Annotated in this window: 12 protein-coding genes; 2 read left to right on the top strand and 10 right to left on the bottom strand. The window is 62.5% G+C overall.

The features are described 5' to 3' along the window. Positions 1-160: 160 nt before the first annotated feature. The 8 genes from cynS to ACE3UG_RS00160 form a co-directional block, all read right to left on the bottom strand. Positions 161-610 (bottom strand): cyanase, encoded by a 450-nt coding sequence (gene cynS / locus ACE3UG_RS00195; RefSeq protein WP_374618221.1) that lies wholly within the window; start codon positions 608-610, stop codon positions 161-163. Between the two features lie 41 nt (positions 611-651). After that, positions 652-1,596, bottom strand: a complete 945-nt coding sequence (locus ACE3UG_RS00190) for an ABC transporter ATP-binding protein (RefSeq protein WP_374618219.1) — start codon at positions 1,594-1,596, stop codon at positions 652-654. Further along, positions 1,586-2,455: a nitrate ABC transporter permease gene (gene ntrB, locus ACE3UG_RS00185; protein ID WP_374618217.1), complete on the bottom strand. Its 870-nt coding sequence runs from the start codon at positions 2,453-2,455 to the stop codon at positions 1,586-1,588. Before ntrB ends, ACE3UG_RS00190 begins: the two co-directional genes overlap by 11 nt. A 12-nt stretch (positions 2,456-2,467) precedes the next feature. Further along, the gene (locus ACE3UG_RS00180; RefSeq protein ID WP_374618216.1) at positions 2,468-3,865 is read right to left on the bottom strand and encodes a CmpA/NrtA family ABC transporter substrate-binding protein; all 1,398 of its coding nucleotides are present in this window, start codon (positions 3,863-3,865) and stop codon (positions 2,468-2,470) included. A gap of 58 nt (positions 3,866-3,923) precedes the next feature. Next, entirely contained in the window at positions 3,924-5,288 is a 1,365-nt protein-coding gene (gene rd, locus ACE3UG_RS00175; protein ID WP_374618214.1) for a rubredoxin, read from the bottom strand. Next, a complete protein-coding gene (locus ACE3UG_RS00170) occupies positions 5,285-6,427 on the bottom strand; it encodes an acyl-CoA dehydrogenase family protein (protein WP_374618212.1) in 1,143 nt (380 codons plus the stop codon). The genes rd and ACE3UG_RS00170 overlap by 4 nt, the downstream gene beginning before the upstream one ends. Before the next feature lie 43 nt (positions 6,428-6,470). After that, positions 6,471-7,016, bottom strand: coding sequence for an OsmC family protein (locus ACE3UG_RS00165; RefSeq protein ID WP_374618210.1), 546 nt, complete (start codon positions 7,014-7,016; stop codon positions 6,471-6,473). Positions 7,017-7,382: 366 nt separating this feature from the next. Then, positions 7,383-8,978, bottom strand: coding sequence for a sigma 54-interacting transcriptional regulator (locus tag ACE3UG_RS00160; RefSeq protein ID WP_374618208.1), 1,596 nt, complete (start codon positions 8,976-8,978; stop codon positions 7,383-7,385). A 349-nt stretch (positions 8,979-9,327) separates the two neighbouring features. Between ACE3UG_RS00160 and ACE3UG_RS00155 the strand changes: the two genes are divergently transcribed. Then, positions 9,328-10,164 (top strand): PRC-barrel domain-containing protein, encoded by an 837-nt coding sequence (locus ACE3UG_RS00155; RefSeq protein WP_374618206.1) that lies wholly within the window; start codon positions 9,328-9,330, stop codon positions 10,162-10,164. On the opposite strand, the gene ACE3UG_RS00150 is transcribed toward ACE3UG_RS00155, so the two are convergent. Both ACE3UG_RS00150 and ACE3UG_RS00145 read right to left on the bottom strand, forming a co-directional pair. Next, positions 10,159-18,846 (bottom strand): GH36-type glycosyl hydrolase domain-containing protein, encoded by an 8,688-nt coding sequence (locus ACE3UG_RS00150; protein WP_374618204.1) that lies wholly within the window; start codon positions 18,844-18,846, stop codon positions 10,159-10,161. The genes ACE3UG_RS00155 and ACE3UG_RS00150 overlap by 6 nt on opposite strands. A gap of 287 nt (positions 18,847-19,133) precedes the next feature. Then, positions 19,134-19,337 (bottom strand): hypothetical protein, encoded by a 204-nt coding sequence (locus tag ACE3UG_RS00145; protein ID WP_374618202.1) that lies wholly within the window; start codon positions 19,335-19,337, stop codon positions 19,134-19,136. Between the two features lie 414 nt (positions 19,338-19,751). Here ACE3UG_RS00145 and ACE3UG_RS00140 point away from each other — a divergent pair, with 414 nt between their 5' ends. Next, complete coding sequence (locus ACE3UG_RS00140; protein WP_374618200.1) at positions 19,752-21,053, top strand: NRAMP family divalent metal transporter; 1,302 nt, start codon at positions 19,752-19,754, stop codon at positions 21,051-21,053. Positions 21,054-21,479 lie beyond the last annotated feature (426 nt).

Below are 21,479 nucleotides of genomic sequence, written 5' to 3'. Positions count from 1 at the left end.
GCGCACCCGGTGCGGCTTGAGGCATCGCTATTTCAAACGGCAAAACAAGCGCGGGCGGCTGCCGGCGCATCCTCCCGCGCCCACAACGCACCGCAGCCGCGCGATTCGTTGTCCCACGGCGATTGCGGCATATACACGGTGCTCTGCCGCCGCAGGTTGATCAGTACGTCTTGTAGGGCAGGAATTTGCCGGACAGCACGACGTTGACGCGATCACCCTTGGGGTCCGCCTGGCGCTGGATGTCCATCGAGAAGTCGATCGCGCTCATGATACCGTCGCCGAATTCCTCGTGAATCAGTTCCTTGATCGTGGAGCCATAGACGCTCACGATTTCGTACCAGCGGTAGATCAGCGGATCGGTCGGCACGGCCGTCGGCAGTGAACCCTTGTAAGGAACGATCTGCAACCAGGCGATCGCCTCGTCGGACAGTTCGAAAATCGTGCCCACGATCTCTGCCTGCTTCTTGTCGAGCGTCATCTGGCCCAGGCAAGCGGCGGTCACCCATTCCTTGGATTCGCCCACTTGCTCGGCCACATCGGCCCACTTGGTGCCCTTGCGGACCTTGGCCGACAGAATCATTTCGGTAACTTGTGTACGACTGGAAATCATGCTTCTCTCCAATTAAGTGTGGATCAGACAACAAGGTGGAATTAGCCTGGAAGCCCAACTCGGGCAAGACGCGTGACGTTCTGGGTAGCGACGCTTTCTACCGCCCGCCCCGGGTGAACGACCTTGGGTGTGGTATGCGCGTCGCGATACCTCTCGACCTCCGCCTGGATCTCGGCGGATCGACGCACCAGGAAGTCGATCAGATAGTTGCGAATCCGATAGAACTGAGGATCGTGCAGCATCGACTCCCGCGTACGGTCGCGCGGCAATGTGTTGACCACGATCTCGGCGAGACGGGCTTGCGGTCCGTTGCTCATGAGGAAAATGCGGTCGGCCAGCAGAATCGCCTCGTCTACGTCATGCGTAATCATGAAGACGGTCTGCTGCGTCGCCGCGCAGATTTTGAGCAGTTCATCCTGAATCACCCCGCGGGTCAGTGCGTCCAGCGCGCCGAACGGCTCGTCCATCATGAGCATCTTGGGCGCTACCGAGAACGCCCGCGCAATCCCGACGCGTTGTTTCATGCCGCCGGACAGCTCAGCAGGCTTTCGGTCGCCCGATCGGCCGAGCCCTACCATCTCCAGATAACGCGTCGCGTGCTCGTTGATCTGCGCGCGCGACCAATCCGGGTGTCGGGAGCGCACAGCAAATGCAACATTCTGCTGGGCGGTGAGCCACGGGAGCAAGGCGTGCCCCTGAAACACGACACCCCTGTCCAGACTCGGCCCGGCGATCTCCCGGCCGGCCATGATCGCCACGCCACTGCTGGCTTGCTCCAGGCCGGCCAGCACGTTGAGAATCGTGCTCTTCCCGCACCCGGAATGGCCGATCACGCAGATGAATTCGCCGCGATCGATGCGAAACGTAACGTCCTCGAATACATTGGGGAGATCGGCCCGATAGCGCTTGGCCAGCGCGTCCACCTCGACAAAACTCGGCCCCGGGTTGGACACGCCGGCGTCCATCCGGATGTCGTTACTCTGCATACGTCACCTTTCGTTGAATGCGGGCAAACATGAGGTCGAGCAGCATGCCGACAACACCGATCAGGAGCACGGCAAAGATCACGTTGGGCAGCGAAAGATTGTTCCACTGATTCCACACGAAATAGCCGATACCTGTTCCTCCGACCAGCATCTCGGCCGCCACGATCACCAGCCAGGCGATGCCCATCGAGATGCGCATCCCGGTCAGAATCGTGGGCGCTGCCGCAGGAAGGACAATCTGAAAGGCCTTTCGCAGCGGCGCCACCTCCAGCGTGCGAGCAACATTGAGCCAGTCCTTGCGCACGTTTGCGACCCCGAAGGCCGTGTTGATCAACATCGGCCATACCGAGCAGATGAAAATCACAAATATCGCGGAGGTGGACGCGTCCTTGATCGTGTATAGCGCAATGGGCATCCAGGCGAGCGGCGAGATCGGCTTCAGAAGTTGGATGAACGGATCGAACGCCCGATACAGCAGCGGCGACATACCGATCAAGAACCCAAACGGAATCGCGAAGAGGGCGGCAAGCAAGTAGCCTCCGCTCACGCGCAGCAGCGACCATCCCAGTTGGATACCAATCCCCTTGTCGTTCGGCCCGCGGTCATAGAACGGATGCGCGAGGTTGTCGGCCGCCACGGCAAAGAACTGCGACGGGGTGGGGAAGCCGTCGTGCCGCTGGGTCGCGCGTTGATCCGGCGTAGGCTGCCCCATGAGCTTTGCATACTCGATTTGTTCCGCAGTCATGGTCGTGTGGCTGGCCTCCCGCTTCGGCAGCGTAGCGATCTGCCAGCACGCAAGAATCAAGCCCAACACGAACAGTGACACCAGGGCGGCTCGAGCGCCGAGTGAAGATTTCATATGGGTGGCCTATTAGGTTCGCTTGATGGAGAAGCTCGCCAGGTACTGCTTGGGATTTGCCGGGTCGTACTCACGTCCCATGATCGTGAACTTGCGGTAGCCGCCTTGCGACGCGTCCGCGTCGGACCACATGCCAAGCGACTTCATCTTCGCCTTCGCGTCTGTCAGCAGGAATACTTGCTGCGCCAGCGCGTTGTAGTCGACATCGCTTTTGACGTAGCCCCAGCGTCGCATTTGCGTGAGCATCCAGGTCGCCATCGAATACCAGGGAATCGGATTGAAGTCCGCGCGGTCCGGATCGGTCTTGACCTGTCCCAGGCCATCCGCATAGTGGCCGCTCAACGCCTGCAACACGACCGTTTCAGGTTGGTTCAGGTAGTTCGGCGTAGAAATGGCCTTGGCAATGGCGGGTCGGTTTTCCTGCTTGTGCGCGCTGGCCGACGCATTCAGGATGGCGCGAAAGAGTGCGGCGAACGTGTTCGGATTCTGCGTGATGAACTCTTGCGACACACCGAACGCACAGCACGGGTGCCCGTTCCAGATCTCCTTGGAGAGCAGGTGAATGAAGCCAATCTGGTCGTAGACGGCGCGCTGATTGAATGGATCGGGTCCCAGGAATCCGTCGATGTTGCCCGCTCGCAGATTGGCGATCATTTCGGCGGGCGGTGTCACACGCAGTTGCACGTCGCGGTCCGGATCAATCCCATGTTCGGCAAGGTAGTATCGAAGCAAGAAGTTGTGCATCGAGTACTCGAAAGGAATCGCAAAGCGAAAGCCCTTCCAATTGCGTGGATTCCGGTTGTCCTTGTGTTTCAGCGCAAGCGTGATGGCCTGTCCGTTGACGTTCTGAATCGCAGCCACGCGCATCGGCTGCGGCGACGAACCGAGCCCCATCGAAATGGCGAGCGGCATGGGCGCGAGAAAGTGCGACGCATCGAGCTGCTTGTTGAGCATTTGGTCGCGCACCAATGCCCAGCCGGCCGTTTTGCTCAGCGTCACTTTTAGCCCCTGAGCCTGATAGAAGCCAAGTGGATCGGCCATGATCAATGGCGTTGCGCAATTGATCGGGATGAAGCCGATTTTCAGGTCCTTCTTTTCGAGGCCCTTCGGCGAGTCTGCCGCCATCGCCTGCAAACTGGCGATCGGCAACACACTGGCGATTGCGGCGCGTGCGGCGCCAACGCCGACGGCCTTCAGGAACGTGCGGCGCAGTGTGTCGTTCGGGAAAAGCGCTCGCACGGCCGCTGCCTCGACGGTGTCGAGCAGGAGCAATTCGGCATCTTGGCTGCGCGCGTTGCGCGTTGCCAGATCGGCGGCATTGTGCGCTTGCTCATTGGCGTGCAGGCCACACGAGCAGCCGCTCATCGAGGCATCGACGTCGTACGGGCGAAACTGGTTTTCGGAAGTCATATCGCATCACCTGTGCAGGAGAAACCTTCGGAAGCAACAACGTTCTGATCGTGTCTGGTCAAGCGACGTAGCGCAGGGTCGTGCGGCGGGCTTCCAAGCGGGCAACGACTTGTCCGTCCAGCCATTGCCTTGCCACGTAAACGCCTCCCCCCTGGTGCTGGGTTTCCCAGACACCTCCTTGGCGGGGTACGCCATGAACCACGATCGGAAATGCCTTACCTTTGAGCCGGATCACCGGGGTGCCATGTTCGTACTCGGCACAGGCACGCCCCAGCATGTGATGGGCCAGCACATGGGCTTGGCGGGCGATCGGCTCGATGAAGCGGCATGGGCGTCCCTCAATGCTCACGCAATCGCCCACCGCATAAATAGCGTCGTCGCTCGTCTGGAGTGTCTTCGGATCGACCGCGACACCGTTGTCGAACGCGAGTCCTGCCCGCATCGCGAGACGTGATTCGGTGGCCAACCCCGTTGCCGCCACGACTTCGTCGACTTCCAGCGAAGCGCCGGCGTGAAAGGTCAGTCGTTTGACACCATCGACTGTTCCATCCACTGCCGTCACGCGGGTTCCGCCGAGAAAACGCACGCCCAGTGTCTCGAGCGCCCCACATAATTGTTGCGCGATGGGCACAGGCACGAGTCCCGAAAGCGGGTATTCGTTGACGTCGATCAGCGTGACCGCGTGGCCGGCCGCAGCGAAGTCTTCCGCCAGCTCTACGCCGACCATGCCGGCCCCCACGATGGCGACACGCTGCAGGTGCGTATCGAGCCGAGCATGCAGCCCCGACCAGCCGGCAAGGTCATTGACGCGCCAGCACAGACGGGCCGGCAGCGTGGCGGGAAGCGCAGGGCGCGAACCGTGCGCAAGCACCAGACGCGTGTAGCGCAAGGTGCCGCGCGTCGTGCGCAGTTGACGCAGCCCGGGACTCAACCCGACCACATGGGTCTCGGCCAACAGCCGGACGCGCAGGCGACGTGCCGCCTGCGTCGCGGTTTCTCGAATCATCTTCTCGGGCGTGACTCGACGCCCAAGCGCGACGGAAATTTCAGGCTTGTGGTAGCGATCGCCGCTGCATGCCGTGACGACCGTGATGGCGACATCGGCGTCCACCGCACGAACCGCTTCGGCGACGCTCCATCCGGCAATCCCCGCGCCGACGATGACGACGCCGTCGCGGGCGGCGGGTTGGGCGCTTGGCGTGTCGCCGTCGCCCGGGCGCACAGGTGCCGCGCAGGTCGCCTCGTACGGCTCGAAGTCGGCCTTCACGACACCGCACAAAGGGCAGACCCAGTCGTCGGGGATGTCCTCGAAGCGCGTCCCGGGGGCCAGTCCGCTATCCGGGTCGCCTTGCGCTTCGTCGTAGATGAGGCCGCACGCGCGGCAAAGGTATTGGCGCCAGGGGCGGGTATCGAGTGGGCTCACAGCGGCATCTCCTCCTCTGATAGACGATGCATCTCCCAGCGCAAGTGCTTGATGGCGGGGGTCACAATGGCCACGAACTGAGCCTCGCGAACGCGACGCTGCGGTGCTGCCTGCGCCAGGTAGCCTCGCGCCCCCTGATGCAGCAGCGCGGACTGAGTCGCGCGAAGCGCGAACTCTGCGCCCTGTACGCGCGCATCGAGAACGTCGAGGAGATAGTCCTTGCTGCCGTCATACGGCGTTTGCGCCAGCTTGGCGACGCGCTCGCCGAGGTCGTCGTACTCCGCCTGAAGTTCGTCGGGGCGGTTATCCAGGAAGCGGTTCACGTGCCCGAGCGCGGGTTCGACCTCACGAATCGAATCGATCGCGCCTTGCGCAACGCCGATCGCCATTCCCGCTTGCATCAAGATGAATACGGCGCGGATGCGCGCCACGAACGGGCGTGCCGGATCGGCGATCATCGCGTCTTCGCCGACGAAATAGTTCTCGAACCGCACGCCCCAGGTACTTGTGCCCTCCATCCCCGAAAATTCGGGGCATTGGCGCAGCACGACGGCGTCGGTACAGCGAGCCAGAAACATGATCTCGTGCGAGAGCGAGCCGTCGTCGCGATAGACGCCGGCCATCGCGCCAAAATGCTGGCCTGGGCCAATGTGGCTGACCCAGGGCAACGCGCCGCTGACTCGATAGCCCCCCGGCGCCTTGTGTGCCCGAAGCGTCATCTTTTCGATGCCGGCCAACGCCTTCATCGGATTCGAAAGCGCCGTGCCCCCGAACGTGCGTGCCATCATGTGCTGGTCCAGCACATCTCCCATCAACGCGGGGTTGCCCGACTGCTCCATATAGAGGCCGCAAACGTCGTGACACCAAGACATGAACCCGGTGGCACCGCAGCGGCGGCTGATGGCACGCATCGCGTCGATGGCGAGACCCACGCGATTGCCGCCTCGTTGGAGGTGCGCAGCGAATGCGCCCGCCGCGCCAAGCGACTCCATGATGTCGAGCGGGTAGTAGCCCTCATGGTCGATGCGGTGCGCCGCCTGGGCGAGCACGCCATCGGCAATGTGCGTCACGTCCTCGATGATCGTCTGAGAAGGCCACGTTGCATCGAGCAAGCCGACAGATTTTTCAACTGAATTCATGGTGCATGGGTCTCGTGAATCGGGAAGTCGAAACGACGCGGGCTCAATCGGCCAGCGAAATGCTGAACGGCACCGGATTTCGCATCGTGTTGGCCACTGGCGAGAAGAAATTCGCGTGCTGGACAATGGCGTCCAGCGCTTCACGCGGCGCATCGCCCTCGATCAGAACCTTGACGCGGATCGCCTGGAAGCCCATTTGCGACGGTTCCCGATCGGCTCCGCCGGCCCCCCATGCCGCCGTATTCCCGATATCGGCGTCCAGGAAGATCTCCAGTCGCGAGAGCTTCACCTGACGGTAAGTCGCCACCGCCGTGATGCCGACGCTCAGGCAGCCGCCCAGTGCCGAGAGTGCGATTTCCCCCGGGGCCGGAACCGTGTTTTCGCCGAACAGGTGAAGCGGCTCATCTACCACCACCGGATTGTGCGTGCCGACATAGCTCCACGAGCGGAACATCCCCTGCATCACGGTATGAACCTTGTTGACGCCTTTTCGCTCGGGGTTGTCGCGGCCTGCTGCGGCAAATTTGAGCAGTCCGTCGCGATCGATCGGGCGCAGATAGGTCGTGGCGGTTTCGTTGGTAGCAGTCAAAGCAATCTCCTGGCAGTGAACCCCAAGGTGGGGCGTTGGAAGGACCGAGTTACGATCACATAGCCTTCTACTCAAGAACCGTGCCAGAAGCGTCGAAATTAATTTAACCGATTGATTTTATTGGATTTAACCGAGACTTCCGGTCAATGAGTGTCGGCCATGTCGGCCCACGAACAGGCATCGACAATGTTGACAATGTCGTAAATGTCGACATTGTCGGTGGCGGGCGATGCGCTCGCGCAGACCACGCTCAGACCGGGGAAATGACAAGAAAAAGGCGTCGCCGGAGACCCGTCGACGCCTACGGACGCGCACGTACGCAACACTCAAGGCGCATTGACCCCGTAGGTCATTTAGCGCACGGGGCTACTCACCGAAAATCTTGTGCCACCGGTAAGAAAGCTGACGAGGGGTCATTCCCAGGATCTGCGCTGCGCGGGTCTTGTTGCCCCCTGCGGCCGCGACCGCATCCCGCAGCTCGGTTGCCGTGTGAGAGTCATTCGGCATATAGGGGCGCGCTGCGAGGACCGGCAGCATGGCACGCGGCATTGGCTCCGGAACAGGCGCAGCAGCATGCGTTGCCTGCGCGGTCGGCATGAATCGCTCGATGTCGGTGGCATCCACGACGGGCGTTTCCGCAAGCAAGACCACGCGTTCTATCAAATTGGAAAGTTCGCGAATATTGCCCGGCCAAGCGTAAGCCTCGAGACGTGCATAGGCGTGCGGCGACAAATTCACGTTGCGCTGATTGGCCTGGTTGAAACGGCTCAGGAAGTGCAATGCCAACGCGCGAATGTCGCCCTGACGCTCGGCCAGCGAAGGCAAGTGAATGGGAATCACGTTGAGTCGGTAGAACAAGTCTTGCCTGAACCTGCCTTTGGCCACCTCGCTCTCCAGCGAGCGATTCGTCGCCGCGACCAGCCTGACGTCAACGCGCAGTTCACGCTTTCCGCCCAGCCGAGTGATGACACCTTCCTGAAGCGTGCGCAAGAGCTTGCTTTGCATGGAGAGCGGCATCTCGCCAATTTCATCCAGGAAGATCGTGCCGGACGAAGCTTGCTCGAACAATCCTTGCCGAGTCGCGGCAGCGCCAGTGAACGCGCCTTTTTCGTAGCCGAAGAGTTCCGATTCGAACAGCGTGTCGGGAATGGCTGCGCAGTTGACTTTGATGAACGGGCGATCGCGCCGAGGACTGGCCAGATGCAGCGCGCGTGCGAACAGCTCCTTGCCGGTGCCGGACTCGCCGAGCAACAACACACTGGCGGTCGAATCGGATACACGCTCAAGTTCGGAGATGGCCCGAAGCAACGGGCCGGAGGTTCCGATAATGCCGTATCGGGCGGTCTCATGCTCCAGCGCCTGCACCAGGATACGGTTCTTCTCCTCCAATGCACGTGTCCTTGCCTCGAGCATGGATTGGAGCTGCAACATTTGTCCCGCAAGCGTCGCCAGAATTCGCAGGATGGACACGTCGCTGGCCAACGCGCGATTTCGATGGCGGATGCGATGACACGCCAGCACCCCGACCGTCCGATCTTCAATGCGAACCGGGAGCGCAATGAACGATACGGGGCCAGGGGGCAGGTTTTCTCGATGGACGGCGCGTGCGAGAAAGGCGTCGTCGCCATCGATATCCTGAACGATCACCAATTGCCCCTGCGTCAGGACGTGGCCTGTCACCCCCTCATCCAGCCGGTAGCACCCACGTTCGACCTCGGACTTCGTGAGGCCGTAGGCGTATCGAATTCGGCAAAGCTCGCCGGTGGCGTCCTTCAAAACGATCCGGCCACGATTCAAGCCCAACAGCTCCGACATCAGATGCAGAATCTCGCGCAATGCCGTGTCCGGCGACAGCGTCTTGCCCACGAGCGCCATGACGCTCTGCAGCAAGAGCATTTCCTGCTCGCGCCAGTAGGCGGGCGAGTCATCGCTAAGGGGCAACGTTTCTGGGGAAGACTTCATTGGTAGACGGGATCTGGGTTTACCTAACTTTACACATGATACGACTGCGGGAGCAGGAGACAGGACAGCGCGGCACCGGAGAACGGGTTCCGTTCGGGCAGACCGCCAGGCTCGAACGGCAGCGCGTTCGCTCGTTCGCTCGTCCGGTTTGGGGTCTCCGGCGATGGAGCGTCGGGCGTGACCGATCTGCAGATCGTTATGCACACAGTCGGTTCGATACCGAACCGACTTGACCGGAGCACTCACGTAGGGTGGAGACGACTTCGGCATCGGGCCGCCGCCATGCTGTCTTTGCGGGGCGCTGGGGAACACATGCCATCAACGACGGACAGTTTGCAGGAGGTTTGCCATGTTGCGCACGCTAGAACAATTGGAGGGCTGTACCATTCGCGCGCCGGACGGAGATGTCGGTCTGGTGAAAGATCTCTACTTCGATGACCAGACGTGGATCGTTCGGTATCTCGTGGTGAAAACCGGAACGTGGCTTGCCAACCGACGGGTGCTGATCTCGCCGATTTCGATTGGCCGAAGCGAATGGCTGGACGACATCATTCCCGTCACGATCACCCAGGATCAGGTGAAACACAGTCCGGATATCGATACGCACAAGCCGGTGTCTCGGCAGCACGAGGCAGACTATCTTGCCTACTACGGCTACCCCGATTACTGGGGAGGCATCGATGGATGGGGGGAGGGCGCATTTCCGAGCAGCCTTGCCAGCGGCAGCCGGTCGGAGCAGGATGCATTTCGCCTGGCCCGCGAGGCCGCGCATTCGCATGATGAGATGGCCAATCGGCAGCCGGCCGACCCGCATCTGCGCAGCGCAGACGCCGTGGCGGACTATCACATCCATGCGAGCAATGGCGACATCGGCCACGTGGAGGGATTGCTCGTCGATGTGCGCACTTGGGCGCTACGCTACATCATCGCCAACACCAGCAACTGGTGGATGGGGCATCAAGTCGCCGTGCCCGTCACGTTGATCGAGCATGTGAACTGGTTGGACGCGACAGTCTCACTGGCTGTGACGCGCGACACCGTGAAGACGGCACCGTCGTACGATTCGAAGGCCATGCTCGATCGCCGAGAGGAGATCCGCATCCACAAACACTACGGTCGTCCGGGCTATTGGGACGACGCATCGCCGACGCCGCCGCCTACACCGCCCTCGCACGCCGCCTTATAGCGGCGTGCCCATCGTGACATGAACGCGATGGACGCTCCCGTCATCCACCAACTTTACGCCGTGCTCGCCCGGCGGCAAGCGTTGGCCGTCCAGCTCGATTGACGCGACGCCCTTGGAAACGCCGTGTGGATTCACGACCGACACCAGATAGCGCGACGTGCCATGTCGATAATTCAAGCGGAAATTGCGCCAATCGCGGGGAACGCATGGATCGAACGTCAACGCCTCCCCTTGCTTGTGCAGACCCAGGATGGACTCGACCGCGCCACGATACATCCATCCGGCCGCCCCCGTGTACCAAGTCCATCCGCCACGGCGCACATGCGCCGGCGCCGCATAAACGTCACCGGCCATCACATAGGGCTCGACCTTGTAGGCGTGTACGCCGGCTCTCGTGGCGGCGTGATGAATGGGGTTGAGCATCGTCAGCATGTCGCCCGCGCGCTCGCCATCGCCCAACATTGCGTACGCGATCATGCACCAAGCCGCCGCATGCGTGTACTGTCCACCATTTTCACGCACGCCGGGCAAGTAGCCCTTGATGTAGCCTGGATCGAGCGGCATTTTGTCAAACGGCGGCGTGAGCAACAACACCAGATCGTCCCCGGGAAGCACCAGGTAATGCTCGACGGATTCCATCGCCCGGCGTTGACGATCGGCATCGCCCGCACCTGACATCACGCTCCAGCTTTGCGCAATCGAGTCGATGCGGCATTCCGCGTCACTCGCGCTGCCCAACGGGGTGCCGTCGTCGAAGTATGCGCGCAGGTACCAGGCTCCGTCCCATGCGCCGTTGTTCAAGGCCGCCCGCAAGCGTTGCGCGTGTGCTCGCCAGCGATCGGCCATCTCCGCCATTTCCGGCTCTCCGCGTTCATCGGCGAGCGCGGCGAAGGGCATCAACGTCGCGTACAGGAACCAGCCCAGCCATATGCTCTCGCCTTTGCCCGCATGGCCCACGCGATTGAGGCCGTCGTTCCAGTCTCCGCCCCCGATGAGCGGCAGGTGATGGGCGCCTGTCTCGAGGCTACAGTCGATCGCGCGCTGGCAATGCTCGAACAGCGTGCCTGCCTGAGGTGCGACCGTCGGCGCGAAATAAGCGTTCTCCTGATCTTGCGGGACAAGCGGTCCTGATAGATAAGGCACCATTTCTTCTAGCACCGCCGAGTCGCCTGTGACATTGACGTAGTGCGTCACCACGTACGGCAGCCAAAGGCGGTCGTCGGAAATATGCGTGCGCACCCCCCGGCCCGTCGGCGGGTGCCACCAATGCTGGACGTCGCCTTCGACAAACTGGTGCGCCGCCGCCCGCAGCAAATGCTCGCGTGCCAGATCGGGGCGCGTCATGGTCAACGCCATGCAATCCTGGAGCTGATCCCGAAAGCCGAACGCCCCGCTGGCCTGATAAAAGGCGGAGCGCGCCCACAAACGGCAAGCGATGACTTGATACAGCAGCCACCCGTTGAGCATCAAATCGGTGGCGCGGTCCGGCGTCTCCACTTGAAGCTGCGTCAGCGTTTCGTGCCACTGCAGCTTGACTTCGGCCAGCACGTCGGACGGCGCGCTCGCGCGACAGCGGGTCACCCACTCCCGCGCGGCATCGCGATCGGTTGCCTGACCCAGGATGAAGGTGAGCTCGACGCGCTCGCCCGGCGCCAGCGAGATACGCGTGAGCAGCGCACCGCACGGATCGAACCCGGCCCCGGTGCGATTGCTGAGCAGCTCGGCGGACGTGAGCGACGCGGGATACGCCAGATCGCCGTTACGGCCGATGAATTCCGTGCGATCGCCGGTCCAGGCGGATTGCTCGCCACACCAGCGGATAAACGCGATCCGCTGTCCGAACTCGGCATTCCAGGGATTGCTCGCAAACATGGCGCCCGTCGTCGGGTCCATCTCGGTGACGATGAAGGGGGCGTTGCGGGCACGATCGCTGCCGAGGACCCATTCGACATAGCCTGTCACCGAGAGCTTGCGCGGTCTTTTCGAACGGTTTTCGACCGACAACGTGGAATACTTGATCGGGTCTCGCCAGCTCACGAACTGCACCAGCTCGGTCTTGATGCCGTGCGCGGCGTGCTCGAAGCGACTGTATCCGTGACCATGCGCGGCAATGTAGCGGGTGTTTTCCAGCCGGATCGGCAACGCGGTCGGCGTCCACAGATCGCCCGACTCTTCGTCGTGCAGATAGAACACTTCACTGCAGGGCGTGCCGACCGGATCGTTCGACCAGACCGTCAGTTGATTCTCGTGGCTATTCAAGGACCATGTGTAGCCCGCGCCCGACTCCGACACCTGGAAGCCGAAATCGGGATTGGCAATCACATTGATCCATGGCGCCGGCGTACGTTGATCCTGCCCGAGCACGGTCACATACTCCTGACCCTGCGCCGCAAAGCCGCCCAAGCCGTTGAAGTACTCGAGCGGTGGCGGCGCCAGGGCAGGGGCGTCAGCCTCGTGAATATGTCCGGCGGGGGGACGCTCGACGAACGCCGCAGGCCGGGACTCGATCCGGCGCATGCGGACCACTTGCTCCTCCAGACTGCCTTGCTTGGCGCCGGCCAGCACCACCCGGGCCGCGCTCAGCAACAAGGTCAGCTCGTTCGCTTCGAGCGTGTCGGCGCGAATCACGAAGATCTCGCCATGCCGAGACCCCGGTACCGGCGTGACCTGCGTGCCGCTCACCATGGTCTGAAATGACGTTTGCAGGTCTTGCACATAAGAGGTCTTTCGCTCGTTGAGGATGACCAGATCGACAGGCAGCCCCTTGCCTTGCCAGTAGTCGTGTGCACGCAGCAACTGCCGGACCGTATCGCGATCGTCGGCGTCGTCCACGCGAACCAGCACGATCGGCAGATCGCCGGAAATACTGAATCGCCACAGGGTCTGGGCACTCAACGCGTTGCGCTTGAGCAGGTCACTGCCGGGACGCGTGACCGGATCGGAATACAGGACGCGATTGGCAAGATACTGAAACAGATGGGCTTCCTCTGCGGTGATCCCCAGGTGATGCAGATTGACCTGGCCTTGTATCCAGGCGAGCGTCGAAATACGTTCGAAGCTGGCCGGATCGTGATACTTGTCCGCGAGATTCAGGATGGCCTCTCGCGTGGTCGCCATCACGGTGGCAAACACAATATGTTCGGTCGCGCCCGGCGCGACGCTAACGCGCTTGCGCAAGCTCAGAATCGGGTCGAGGACCGAGCCCACCGTATTGGAAAGCGGACGACCGTCCATGATGGCCACCGGGTTGCGAATCTGGCGACCGCGCCCGAGAAAACGCGCCCGATCGGTCTCGTATCCCACGGTGTCGCCATGCGTGGCGCTGGCCAGCACGTGGGCGGCCCAGACGGGGGTATCGGCATCGCTGCGCGGCCGACGCATGGCGACCAGGCCGTGCAAGTCCGGCAGATATTCGGTCTGGATGAACAAGTTCGAGAACGCCGGATGCGCCGCGTCGGTGGCCATGGGCGCCAACACCACTTCGGCGTACGACGTCACCTCGATCTCGCGTGCATGCGTGCCCGCATTGGTGATCGATATCCGCCGGATCTCTGCGTTGTCCTCCGGCGACACCATGATCTCCAGGGTCGTGATGAGCGTACCGTCGTAGCGCACCATACTGGCCCGGTCCTCCGAGAAGGCAACTTCGTAGCGATCGGGCTCGATGCCCAGCGGTTGGTAGGCGGCCGACCAGACGTCGCCGCTCGCGGTATCGCGCAAGAAGACGTAGCTGCCCCAGGCGTCGCAGGTCGGATCTTCGCGCCAGCGCGTGACCGCCAGCCCGCGGCATGTGCTGTAGCCCGAACCGGCCGTCGTCACCATCACCGAATACTCGCCGTTCGATAACAGATGGGTTGCGGGAACGGGTTGCCGGGCGGAGTGAAAGCGACGCAGCACAGGTACAGCGGTTTTGACACCTCGCACGGTATCGGCAACGTCCGGCGTGAGATCGGCGCCACCGATTTCGCGCGGGTTGGCCTCGTGCAGCAGCAATTCGGCCGCATGCACGATCGGTTGTCGATGAAAGCGCCGACGCATCACGCCGTTGAACAACACATTGCCCAGTGCCACCAGCGACATGCCCTGATGGTGTGCCATGTAGGCGCGTACCGGTACGGCGGTGCAGTTTTGCGGCAAACGCACGGGCGTGTAATCGACCGCGTCGTAGTAGCCGAAGATGCCGCGTCCGCCAACGGCGTCGAGCCGCTTGAAATTGTCGATGGCAACCTGCGCGTCGTACATCGCAGCAAGCGCGGTCGCGTAGGGCGCGATCACCAGTTGCTGTGCCAGGCCGCGCTTCAAGGCCAGTCCAGGCACCCCGAAATCGGCGTACTGATAGGTCAACGCGCGATCGCGTACGTTGAAGGCCGATTCGGATACCCCCCAGGGAACGTTGCGCTCGCGGCCGTAGGCCACCTGGCAATCCACGGCCAGCTCGCAGGTCAGATCGAGCAGGCTATGACGCGGGTACTGCATCACCAGCGAGGGCATCAGATACTCGAACATCGACCCCGACCAGGACATCAGCACGGCGGCCTTGCCGTGCGGCGTCATGGTGCGGCCCAGCCGGAACCAGTGCGTGGCGGGAACATCGCCTTTGGCAATCGCGATAAAGCTCGTCAGACGCGCCTCCGACGCGAGCAAATCGTAGTAGGAATTGTCGAGTTCGGCCTCCTTGACACGATAGCCGATCGAGAAAAGGCGACGATCGGGTTCGAACAGGAAGCGGAAGTTCATCTCGTCGAACAGCGTGCGTGCCGTGGCGGCCACCGCATCGAATCGTGCGACGAGCGCCCTTTGCGCCTCGCTCCCGGCAGGCGGGGCGGGTAACGGCTGTGACGTCGGTGATGGCGGTGATGGCGGTGATGGCGGTGACGCCGGCGGCGGTTCGGTCCCTGGCGGCTCGTACAGCGGCAGGTCGCGCAAATGACTGCTGACGTCGTCGCGGATCGCGCGGGCCCAGGCGAGCACCTCGCTGTGGGCCACGTCGCCGCGCTCCTCGACGAAGGTTTGCGCCAGATCGAGCAACGTGGTGGCCAGCAGGTCGATCGATTGCCAGCGCTGGCGCCAATTGTCCGGCCGATCGGTGGGCGCGTCCGACGACATCGGCGATTGCAGGGCGAGCGTCAGTGCGTCCAGCCCTTCCTGCAATTGACTGCGGTTGACGGTGAGCGTGCGCCGGTCGTCACGTTCGTTCGCAATGGCATCACGCAGCAGTGCAACGGCATCCAGAATGCCGTTCAACTGTGAGGACGAGTACACCGGCTGCCGGGCGATCTCCGTGCATCCACTTGCCACGGCCAGCAGGTGGCCGGCGAGATTGCCGCTGTCCACGGACGACACGTATTGCGGCATCAGCGGACTCAGGTCCCGTGTGTCGTACCAATTGAAGAAATGTCCTTGATGGCGCGCCAGACACGACATCGTCGCCAGCGTCGCTTCCAGGCGCTCGACGGTCTCCGTCATGCCGATCCAGCCGAAGTCGCGCGCCGACAGCACGGACAGCAGATAAAGCCCGAAGTTGGTCGGCGAGCTGCGATGCGCCACAACCGGCTGCGGGTCTTCCTGGAAGTTATCGGGGGGAAGATAATGGTCGTCGGCGCCGACAAAGGTCGAGAAAAAACGCCAGATGCGTCGACCGGCCATGCGCAGCGACGGTACGTCGCCAGCCGCAAAGCGGGTCGGCGGGGCAAGCTCGGGTGAGCGGCTGATCCATTGCGCGATGAGTGGCGAGAGTCCCCACAACGCCAGGAATGGCAGGGCGATGAGCAGGCTGTGCGGCCGCCAGTAGGCGACCATGGCGGCGCAGAGCCCCGCGATAATCACCGCGCCACGCAACGACCAAAGGAAGTTGCTGACCGAGCGTCCGGCTTGCAGCTTGGTCTGTGCCGCCGTGACCCACTCAAGCAATCGCCGCCGCGACACCAGCACGCGGAACAGGGTGCGCGCAATGGCGTCGATCGCCAGCCACGCATGGTTGGCCAGCAGGGCGATGACGATCGCCGTGTGGCCAACGCCCATGCGGATGTCCCGGCCGACCGCGCGACAATGACTGCGCATCGAGATGCCGCGTTGCGACGGTACCAGACCCGCCGCAATCATGATGATCGCGGGTGCGGCGATGGAGAGCAGCACCAGACTCGTCCAGGCGCCGGCAGGCGCCCCTGCCAGTACCCAGGCACACAGGAGCGTCGCCAGCGCGGCGGGTGCGGTAAGCGAACGCCGCAAATTGTCGAACATTTTCCAGCGTCCCGCCGCCGGAATCGCGCCGCCGGCCATACCGACGAGCCACGGCAACAGTTGCCAGTCGCCTCGTATCCAGCGATGCAGCCGAGTGGCCGCGACCTGTGCGTGGGACGGAAAATCCTCGAACAGTTCGATATCCGAGACCAGTCCGCAACGCGCGAAGATGCCCTCGAAGAGATCGTGGCTGAGGATCGTGTTCTCAGGGATGCGGCCGGCGAGGGCGGTTTCGAAGGCGTCCACGTCATATAGGCCCTTGCCGATGTAACTTCCCTCGCCGAGAAGATCCTGGTAGACGTTGGACACCGCCGCCGCATACGGATCGATGCCGCAGGGTCCGGAGAACAACTGGTGATAGACAGACCCTTCGCGCATCGTGGGCAGCGTTGGCGTGATGCGCGGCTGGAGAATGCCATAGCCCTCGACGACGCGCCGTGACACGGGATCGATGGCCGGACGATTCAGCGGGTGGGCCGCCGTCCCGACAAGCTGGCGCACGGCATCGATGGGCAGACGCGTGTCGCTATCGAGCGTGATGACGTAGCGCACGCCTGACGGTGCCTGCGGCGCACAGCCATCGATGTCGACGAACGAGGTGTCCGTTGCGCCGCGCAGCAGCCGGTTGAACTCATGCAGCTTGCCGCGCTTGCGCTCCCACGAGAGCCATTTGCGCTGGGCTTCGTTCCACAAGCGCCTGCGATGAAACAGGAAGAATCGCGGCGTATCGCCGTCTGCGCTGGGATAACGGGCATTGAGGGCCGCCACGCGCGCGCTCGCCGCCGTCAACAGCGGCACGTCGCTGTCCAGATGCTCGGTGTCGGCGTCCTGCCAATCCGAGAGCAGCGCAAACCTCACATCGCCCCTGGGGTTGGCGAGGTAGTGCACTTCCAACTGATCGACCTGCTCCTTGATGCCTGCCTCGGTGGTCAGCAACGTTGGGACCACGACGAACGTTCTCAATGCTGGCGGAATGCCTTGTGCAAGCTCGATGCGCGCCAGGTGGCGTGGCGAAATCAGCTTGGACAGCGTCTGATCGATGATCATGACGGCCAGGTCCGATGCCGGGAAGGCGCCACAAATGGCCAGCAAGACGAGACCGACGACCCCCACCCCCATCTTCACGCTAAGCCACAGGGGGGGCGCAATGATCAATACGCTCAGCAGGCAAATCGACGTGACGTATAGCGCGGCGCCATGCGATGTGTAGGCGCGCAGGCATCGGTGCGCGAGCGGCACGCGGTAGCCGATGTCGCGTTCGAACGCCCGGCGTCCGGCCGACAGCAGGTAATAACCGGGATCCGCGCGACGGCGCAGGACGTCGGGCTGAGTGGACGCGTCGAAACTTGCCGCCGCTGCCGCAGCCTTGCTGTTCAGGGCGTCGGTGACTTCCAGTTCGGTGGATGGCGACCTCGCCGCGAGCTTCTCGATCTCATGGCGGTACTGATCGCGCGTTGCGAAGTCCATCTCCGCATAGCCGAGGTTGAGGCGCAAGTGCGCGTCGACCAGGCTGACATCCTCGAACAAGGGTTGCCAGTCGAATGCGCGCATGTCGCGCAAGCTGGTGATGATATTGCGCACGGTCATATTGGCGGCGGCCTGACTGGCGTGCTCCGCCTGGACCACGTCGTCGGAAGACTGCCCTTGCCGTGCCAATTGATCGTTCAACCATTGCAACGAGATGTCCTGATACCGCAATCGCTGGATCAACTGCACGGCGAAGGCAGGCTCGAGCGGCTCCACGATGCGCGCGCGCGTGGGCGTCGCGCCACTCGCGAACGTCGGCGCATAGGCGCTGAGCGCCAGCAGGTCGTCGGCGTACCTGTCTGCCGCTTGCCGACTCGCCTGCGTCTGGGCGACGTGTGCACACAGGCGTCGAAGATTCTCGATCATCACGCAGCGCAACGTCAGCGGCATGGCCCAGAGTTCGGCCATCGTCAGTGGCTCGACCTTTTGGTAGGCCAGGAGAAAGCAGCGCAGCAGGCTCGGATCGAAGCGACTGTCGGTGTGGGCGACGAATGCCCACATCACCCCATAGATGCGCGGATAACCCCGCAAGGGGCCTTCGAGCAACTGAGGCAGCGCGCGATACGAGCGCTCGCCCACGCCGTGACGAACCTCCCGGAATTGGCCGGACACGGCGCGAAAATTGTCGAGCAACCATTCTGCGGCCGGCGTGATCGAGCGGCGCTGCAAGGTCGCTTGTGCGGTGGCGTCATAACACTTGCGCAGTACACGCTCGTTATCTGCCGCCCGCGCGGGCAAAGTGCGGGCAGATAGCGTGTGCGCCGAGATCCGCTGGGCACGGGCAAGACTCGTGGCGTGCTGCTCCAACCGGTCCCGACTGAACAATTCCGCTCGGATCGGCGCCTCCATGGGGCCGAAGTCGTTCGCCGTGCGGGTAGATCCAAGGAAACTTGAACTGCGTGGGATCCCCAGCATGCCGGTGTCTCCTGATCGGTGAATTTCGTTGGGTTGAGCTGGGCGTGCCGTCGTCGCGACGAGGCGTGTCGATCTATGAGCGTAGGGAAAACTGCCGCAGAAATCTGTCCTCTACCGAACAGATCCCCCACCGTTTCCTCGGCCCGGCCCCAACGAGAAGGGGGACCGGCGACATTTGGACTTTCTCCCGGGTGTCCGCGTCGGCCATGCAAGTCACCAGACCACGGCGGCCCCTGGCGTGGGTTGGCGGCACGCCAAGCGACAGCGGGTACCCCGAGGCGCGAAGCTCAATCCTGCTTTACGGGGCGAGAAATGGGGACATACTTCCATTTCCCCTGGTTCGAATCGATTTGCGTAGCATTCTCACGTCGGACGTTCGAGCGGATTTCGTCTTCCGTTTTGAGCCGTTTGAGCAACGGCACGACTTTTTCCGGATCGAGAGGCTTGTGATGACGATGGGAATCCCAGCGGTCAGAGGACGCGTGTTTCATATGACCTTCCTAAGTCGAAGACGGCGCAAGACAAGTCGCGACGCGGTCGTGCGCCGTAGGCTGCCAAGGGCGTTACGTCGGTAACGCGCAAGTGGAGAAGAAGGTGGGTGGGGCGGTCGAGCGCGTCCTGGAAGGAGGGGTGGACGCAGGCGGGCTTTCCAGCCGATGTATTCTTTATACGCCGTGCGACGCCCCAAATCAATCGATTCCGGCCGAACGGAGAAATGGTGGCGACCGCCACGCCTGTACGTCGGCTACCGGACCGACACGCGTCGACGCTTCACCTATCGTCTTGGGAAGTTGCGCCCGATAGCGCCCCGATTTCCGAGGGGTCCCGACCGGCGCTTGCACGCAATGACTTGCGGCTTGCCGGAAGTTGCATCGAAACACCACGATTCAGAGTGAGATAAGCACATGGACTTCAATGCCGCGCTTCGATCCAACGGCCTCCGGGCGCTGTGGACACGGCTCAAAAAACATCCGCTGGCGCGGCTCGGACCGGGCGTGATCACCGGCGCCGCCGACGACGACCCCAGCGGCATTGCCACCTACTCGCAGGCTGGTGCGCAATTCGGTCTGAACATGCTGTGGACGATGCCGCTCACCTTTCCTTTGATGGCAGCGGTGCAATCGATGTGCGCCAACCTCGGACGCGTCACCGGACGGGGCCTCGCGGCCAACATCAAGATCGCGTTCCCGCCCATCGTGCTCTATGTCGTTGTTGCGCTGCTGCTGGTGGCTAACACGCTCAACATTGCTGCCGACGTCGCCGCCATGGGGGAGGTCGCGGAACTCGTCTCGGGCGTGAATCGTCATTTGATGACGGCAGTTGTTGTCTTCGGCACGCTGCTGCTGCAAGTCTTCGTTCCGTATCACCGATATGTATTCTTTCTGAAGTGGTTGACGCTCTCCCTGCTGGCCTACGCGGCCGTGTTGTTCACGGTTCACGTACCGTGGGAGCAGGTTGTGATGCACACGGTCTGGCCCCGCTTCACGCCGAGTGCCAGTGCCGCTGCCGTGGTGGTCGCGATCTTCGGCACCACGATCAGCCCGTATCTGTTCTTCTGGCAGGCCTCGGAGGAAGTCGAGGAGATGCAGGCGAATCACCACAGCGAATCGCTGCTGCGCGACGCGCGGCCAGCCAGCACCGAGCTTCGACGTATTCGTTGGGACACCTGGAGCGGCATGCTTTACTCCAACGTCGCGGCGTATTTCATCATCCTGGCGACGGCGGTCACGTTGCATGTCGCGGGCGTGACCGATATCACCACGGCGGCACAAGCTGCAAGTGCGCTGCGGCCACTGGCCGGCGATTTCGCTTACACGCTGTTTGCATTGGGCATTCTCGGCGTCGGCCTGATCGGCGTGCCGGTCCTGGCGGGATCGGGGGCCTATGCGCTCGCGGAAGCGATGGGCTGGAAGGAAGGATTGGAGCGCAAGTTCTCGGACGCAACCGGCTTCTACAGCATTATCGCGGTCAGCGTGCTGGCCGGACTCGGCATTCAGTATTCACCGATCAGCCCGATGAAGGCACTGTTCTGGAGCGCCGTGATCAACGGATTTGTCGCCGTGCCGTTAATGGTGGTAATCATACTGCTGGTGTCGAAGAAATCGATCATGGGCGATTTCACCTCGAGTCGCCCCGTCATCGTCCTTGCGTCGATCGCAACGGCCGTCATGACCGCTGCCGCCCTGTCCATGTTCTTCCTCGGCTAGCGCACCGGTGGCCGTCGGTCGACACAACGGTATCGAGCGTCGGCGCAGAGACCCCGAAGACGGAGCCTCTGACGCTGTGCGTCGATGAAATCATCGGGCCGGAACGACGACGATAGTGCCCGTCGCATTCGTGCCTCGCGGGCCCGAACCACCGCGAGCGCCGGTATTACCAGTGTCGCCCATCGCGCCGGTGGCCCCGGTGTCGCCTACAGACCCGGTTTCGCCGGTCGCGCCTGTGCGTCCGGTGGCGCCTGTATCGCCTGTATAGCCTGTGTTGCCAGTATTACCCGTAGCACCTTGCGGTCCTGCGGGACCCGTACACGCAGCAAAGGCGAGTGTCGCCAATGCGGCAAAAACGAGATGTGAATATCTCATGACTTACCTCGGAATTTATATCGGATAACGATCCGATGAAAAATGGGTAAT

The sequence above is a fragment of the Pandoraea sp. genome (assembly GCF_041919235.1).
GTDB lineage: Bacteria > Pseudomonadota > Gammaproteobacteria > Burkholderiales > Burkholderiaceae > Pandoraea.
The sequence above is the reverse complement of the archived record's forward strand: the minus strand, read 5'-3'. Positions and strand labels throughout refer to the sequence as shown.

Excerpts from the sequence above, each read along its gene's own strand:
- cynS (WP_374618221.1), bottom strand. The coding sequence starts at position 610 with ATGATTTCCAGTCGTACACAAGTTACCGAAATGATTCTGTCGGCCAAG.
- ACE3UG_RS00190 (WP_374618219.1), bottom strand. The coding sequence starts at position 1,596 with ATGCAGAGTAACGACATCCGGATGGACGCCGGCGTGTCCAACCCGGGG.
- ntrB (WP_374618217.1), bottom strand. The coding sequence starts at position 2,455 with ATGAAATCTTCACTCGGCGCTCGAGCCGCCCTGGTGTCACTGTTCGTG.
- ACE3UG_RS00180 (WP_374618216.1), bottom strand. The coding sequence starts at position 3,865 with ATGACTTCCGAAAACCAGTTTCGCCCGTACGACGTCGATGCCTCGATG.
- ACE3UG_RS00170 (WP_374618212.1), bottom strand. The coding sequence starts at position 6,427 with ATGAATTCAGTTGAAAAATCTGTCGGCTTGCTCGATGCAACGTGGCCT.
- ACE3UG_RS00160 (WP_374618208.1), bottom strand. The coding sequence starts at position 8,978 with ATGAAGTCTTCCCCAGAAACGTTGCCCCTTAGCGATGACTCGCCCGCC.
- ACE3UG_RS00155 (WP_374618206.1), top strand. The coding sequence starts at position 9,328 with ATGTTGCGCACGCTAGAACAATTGGAGGGCTGTACCATTCGCGCGCCG.
- ACE3UG_RS00150 (WP_374618204.1), bottom strand. The coding sequence starts at position 18,846 with ATGCTGGGGATCCCACGCAGTTCAAGTTTCCTTGGATCTACCCGCACG.
- ACE3UG_RS00145 (WP_374618202.1), bottom strand. The coding sequence starts at position 19,337 with ATGAAACACGCGTCCTCTGACCGCTGGGATTCCCATCGTCATCACAAG.
- ACE3UG_RS00140 (WP_374618200.1), top strand. The coding sequence starts at position 19,752 with ATGGACTTCAATGCCGCGCTTCGATCCAACGGCCTCCGGGCGCTGTGG.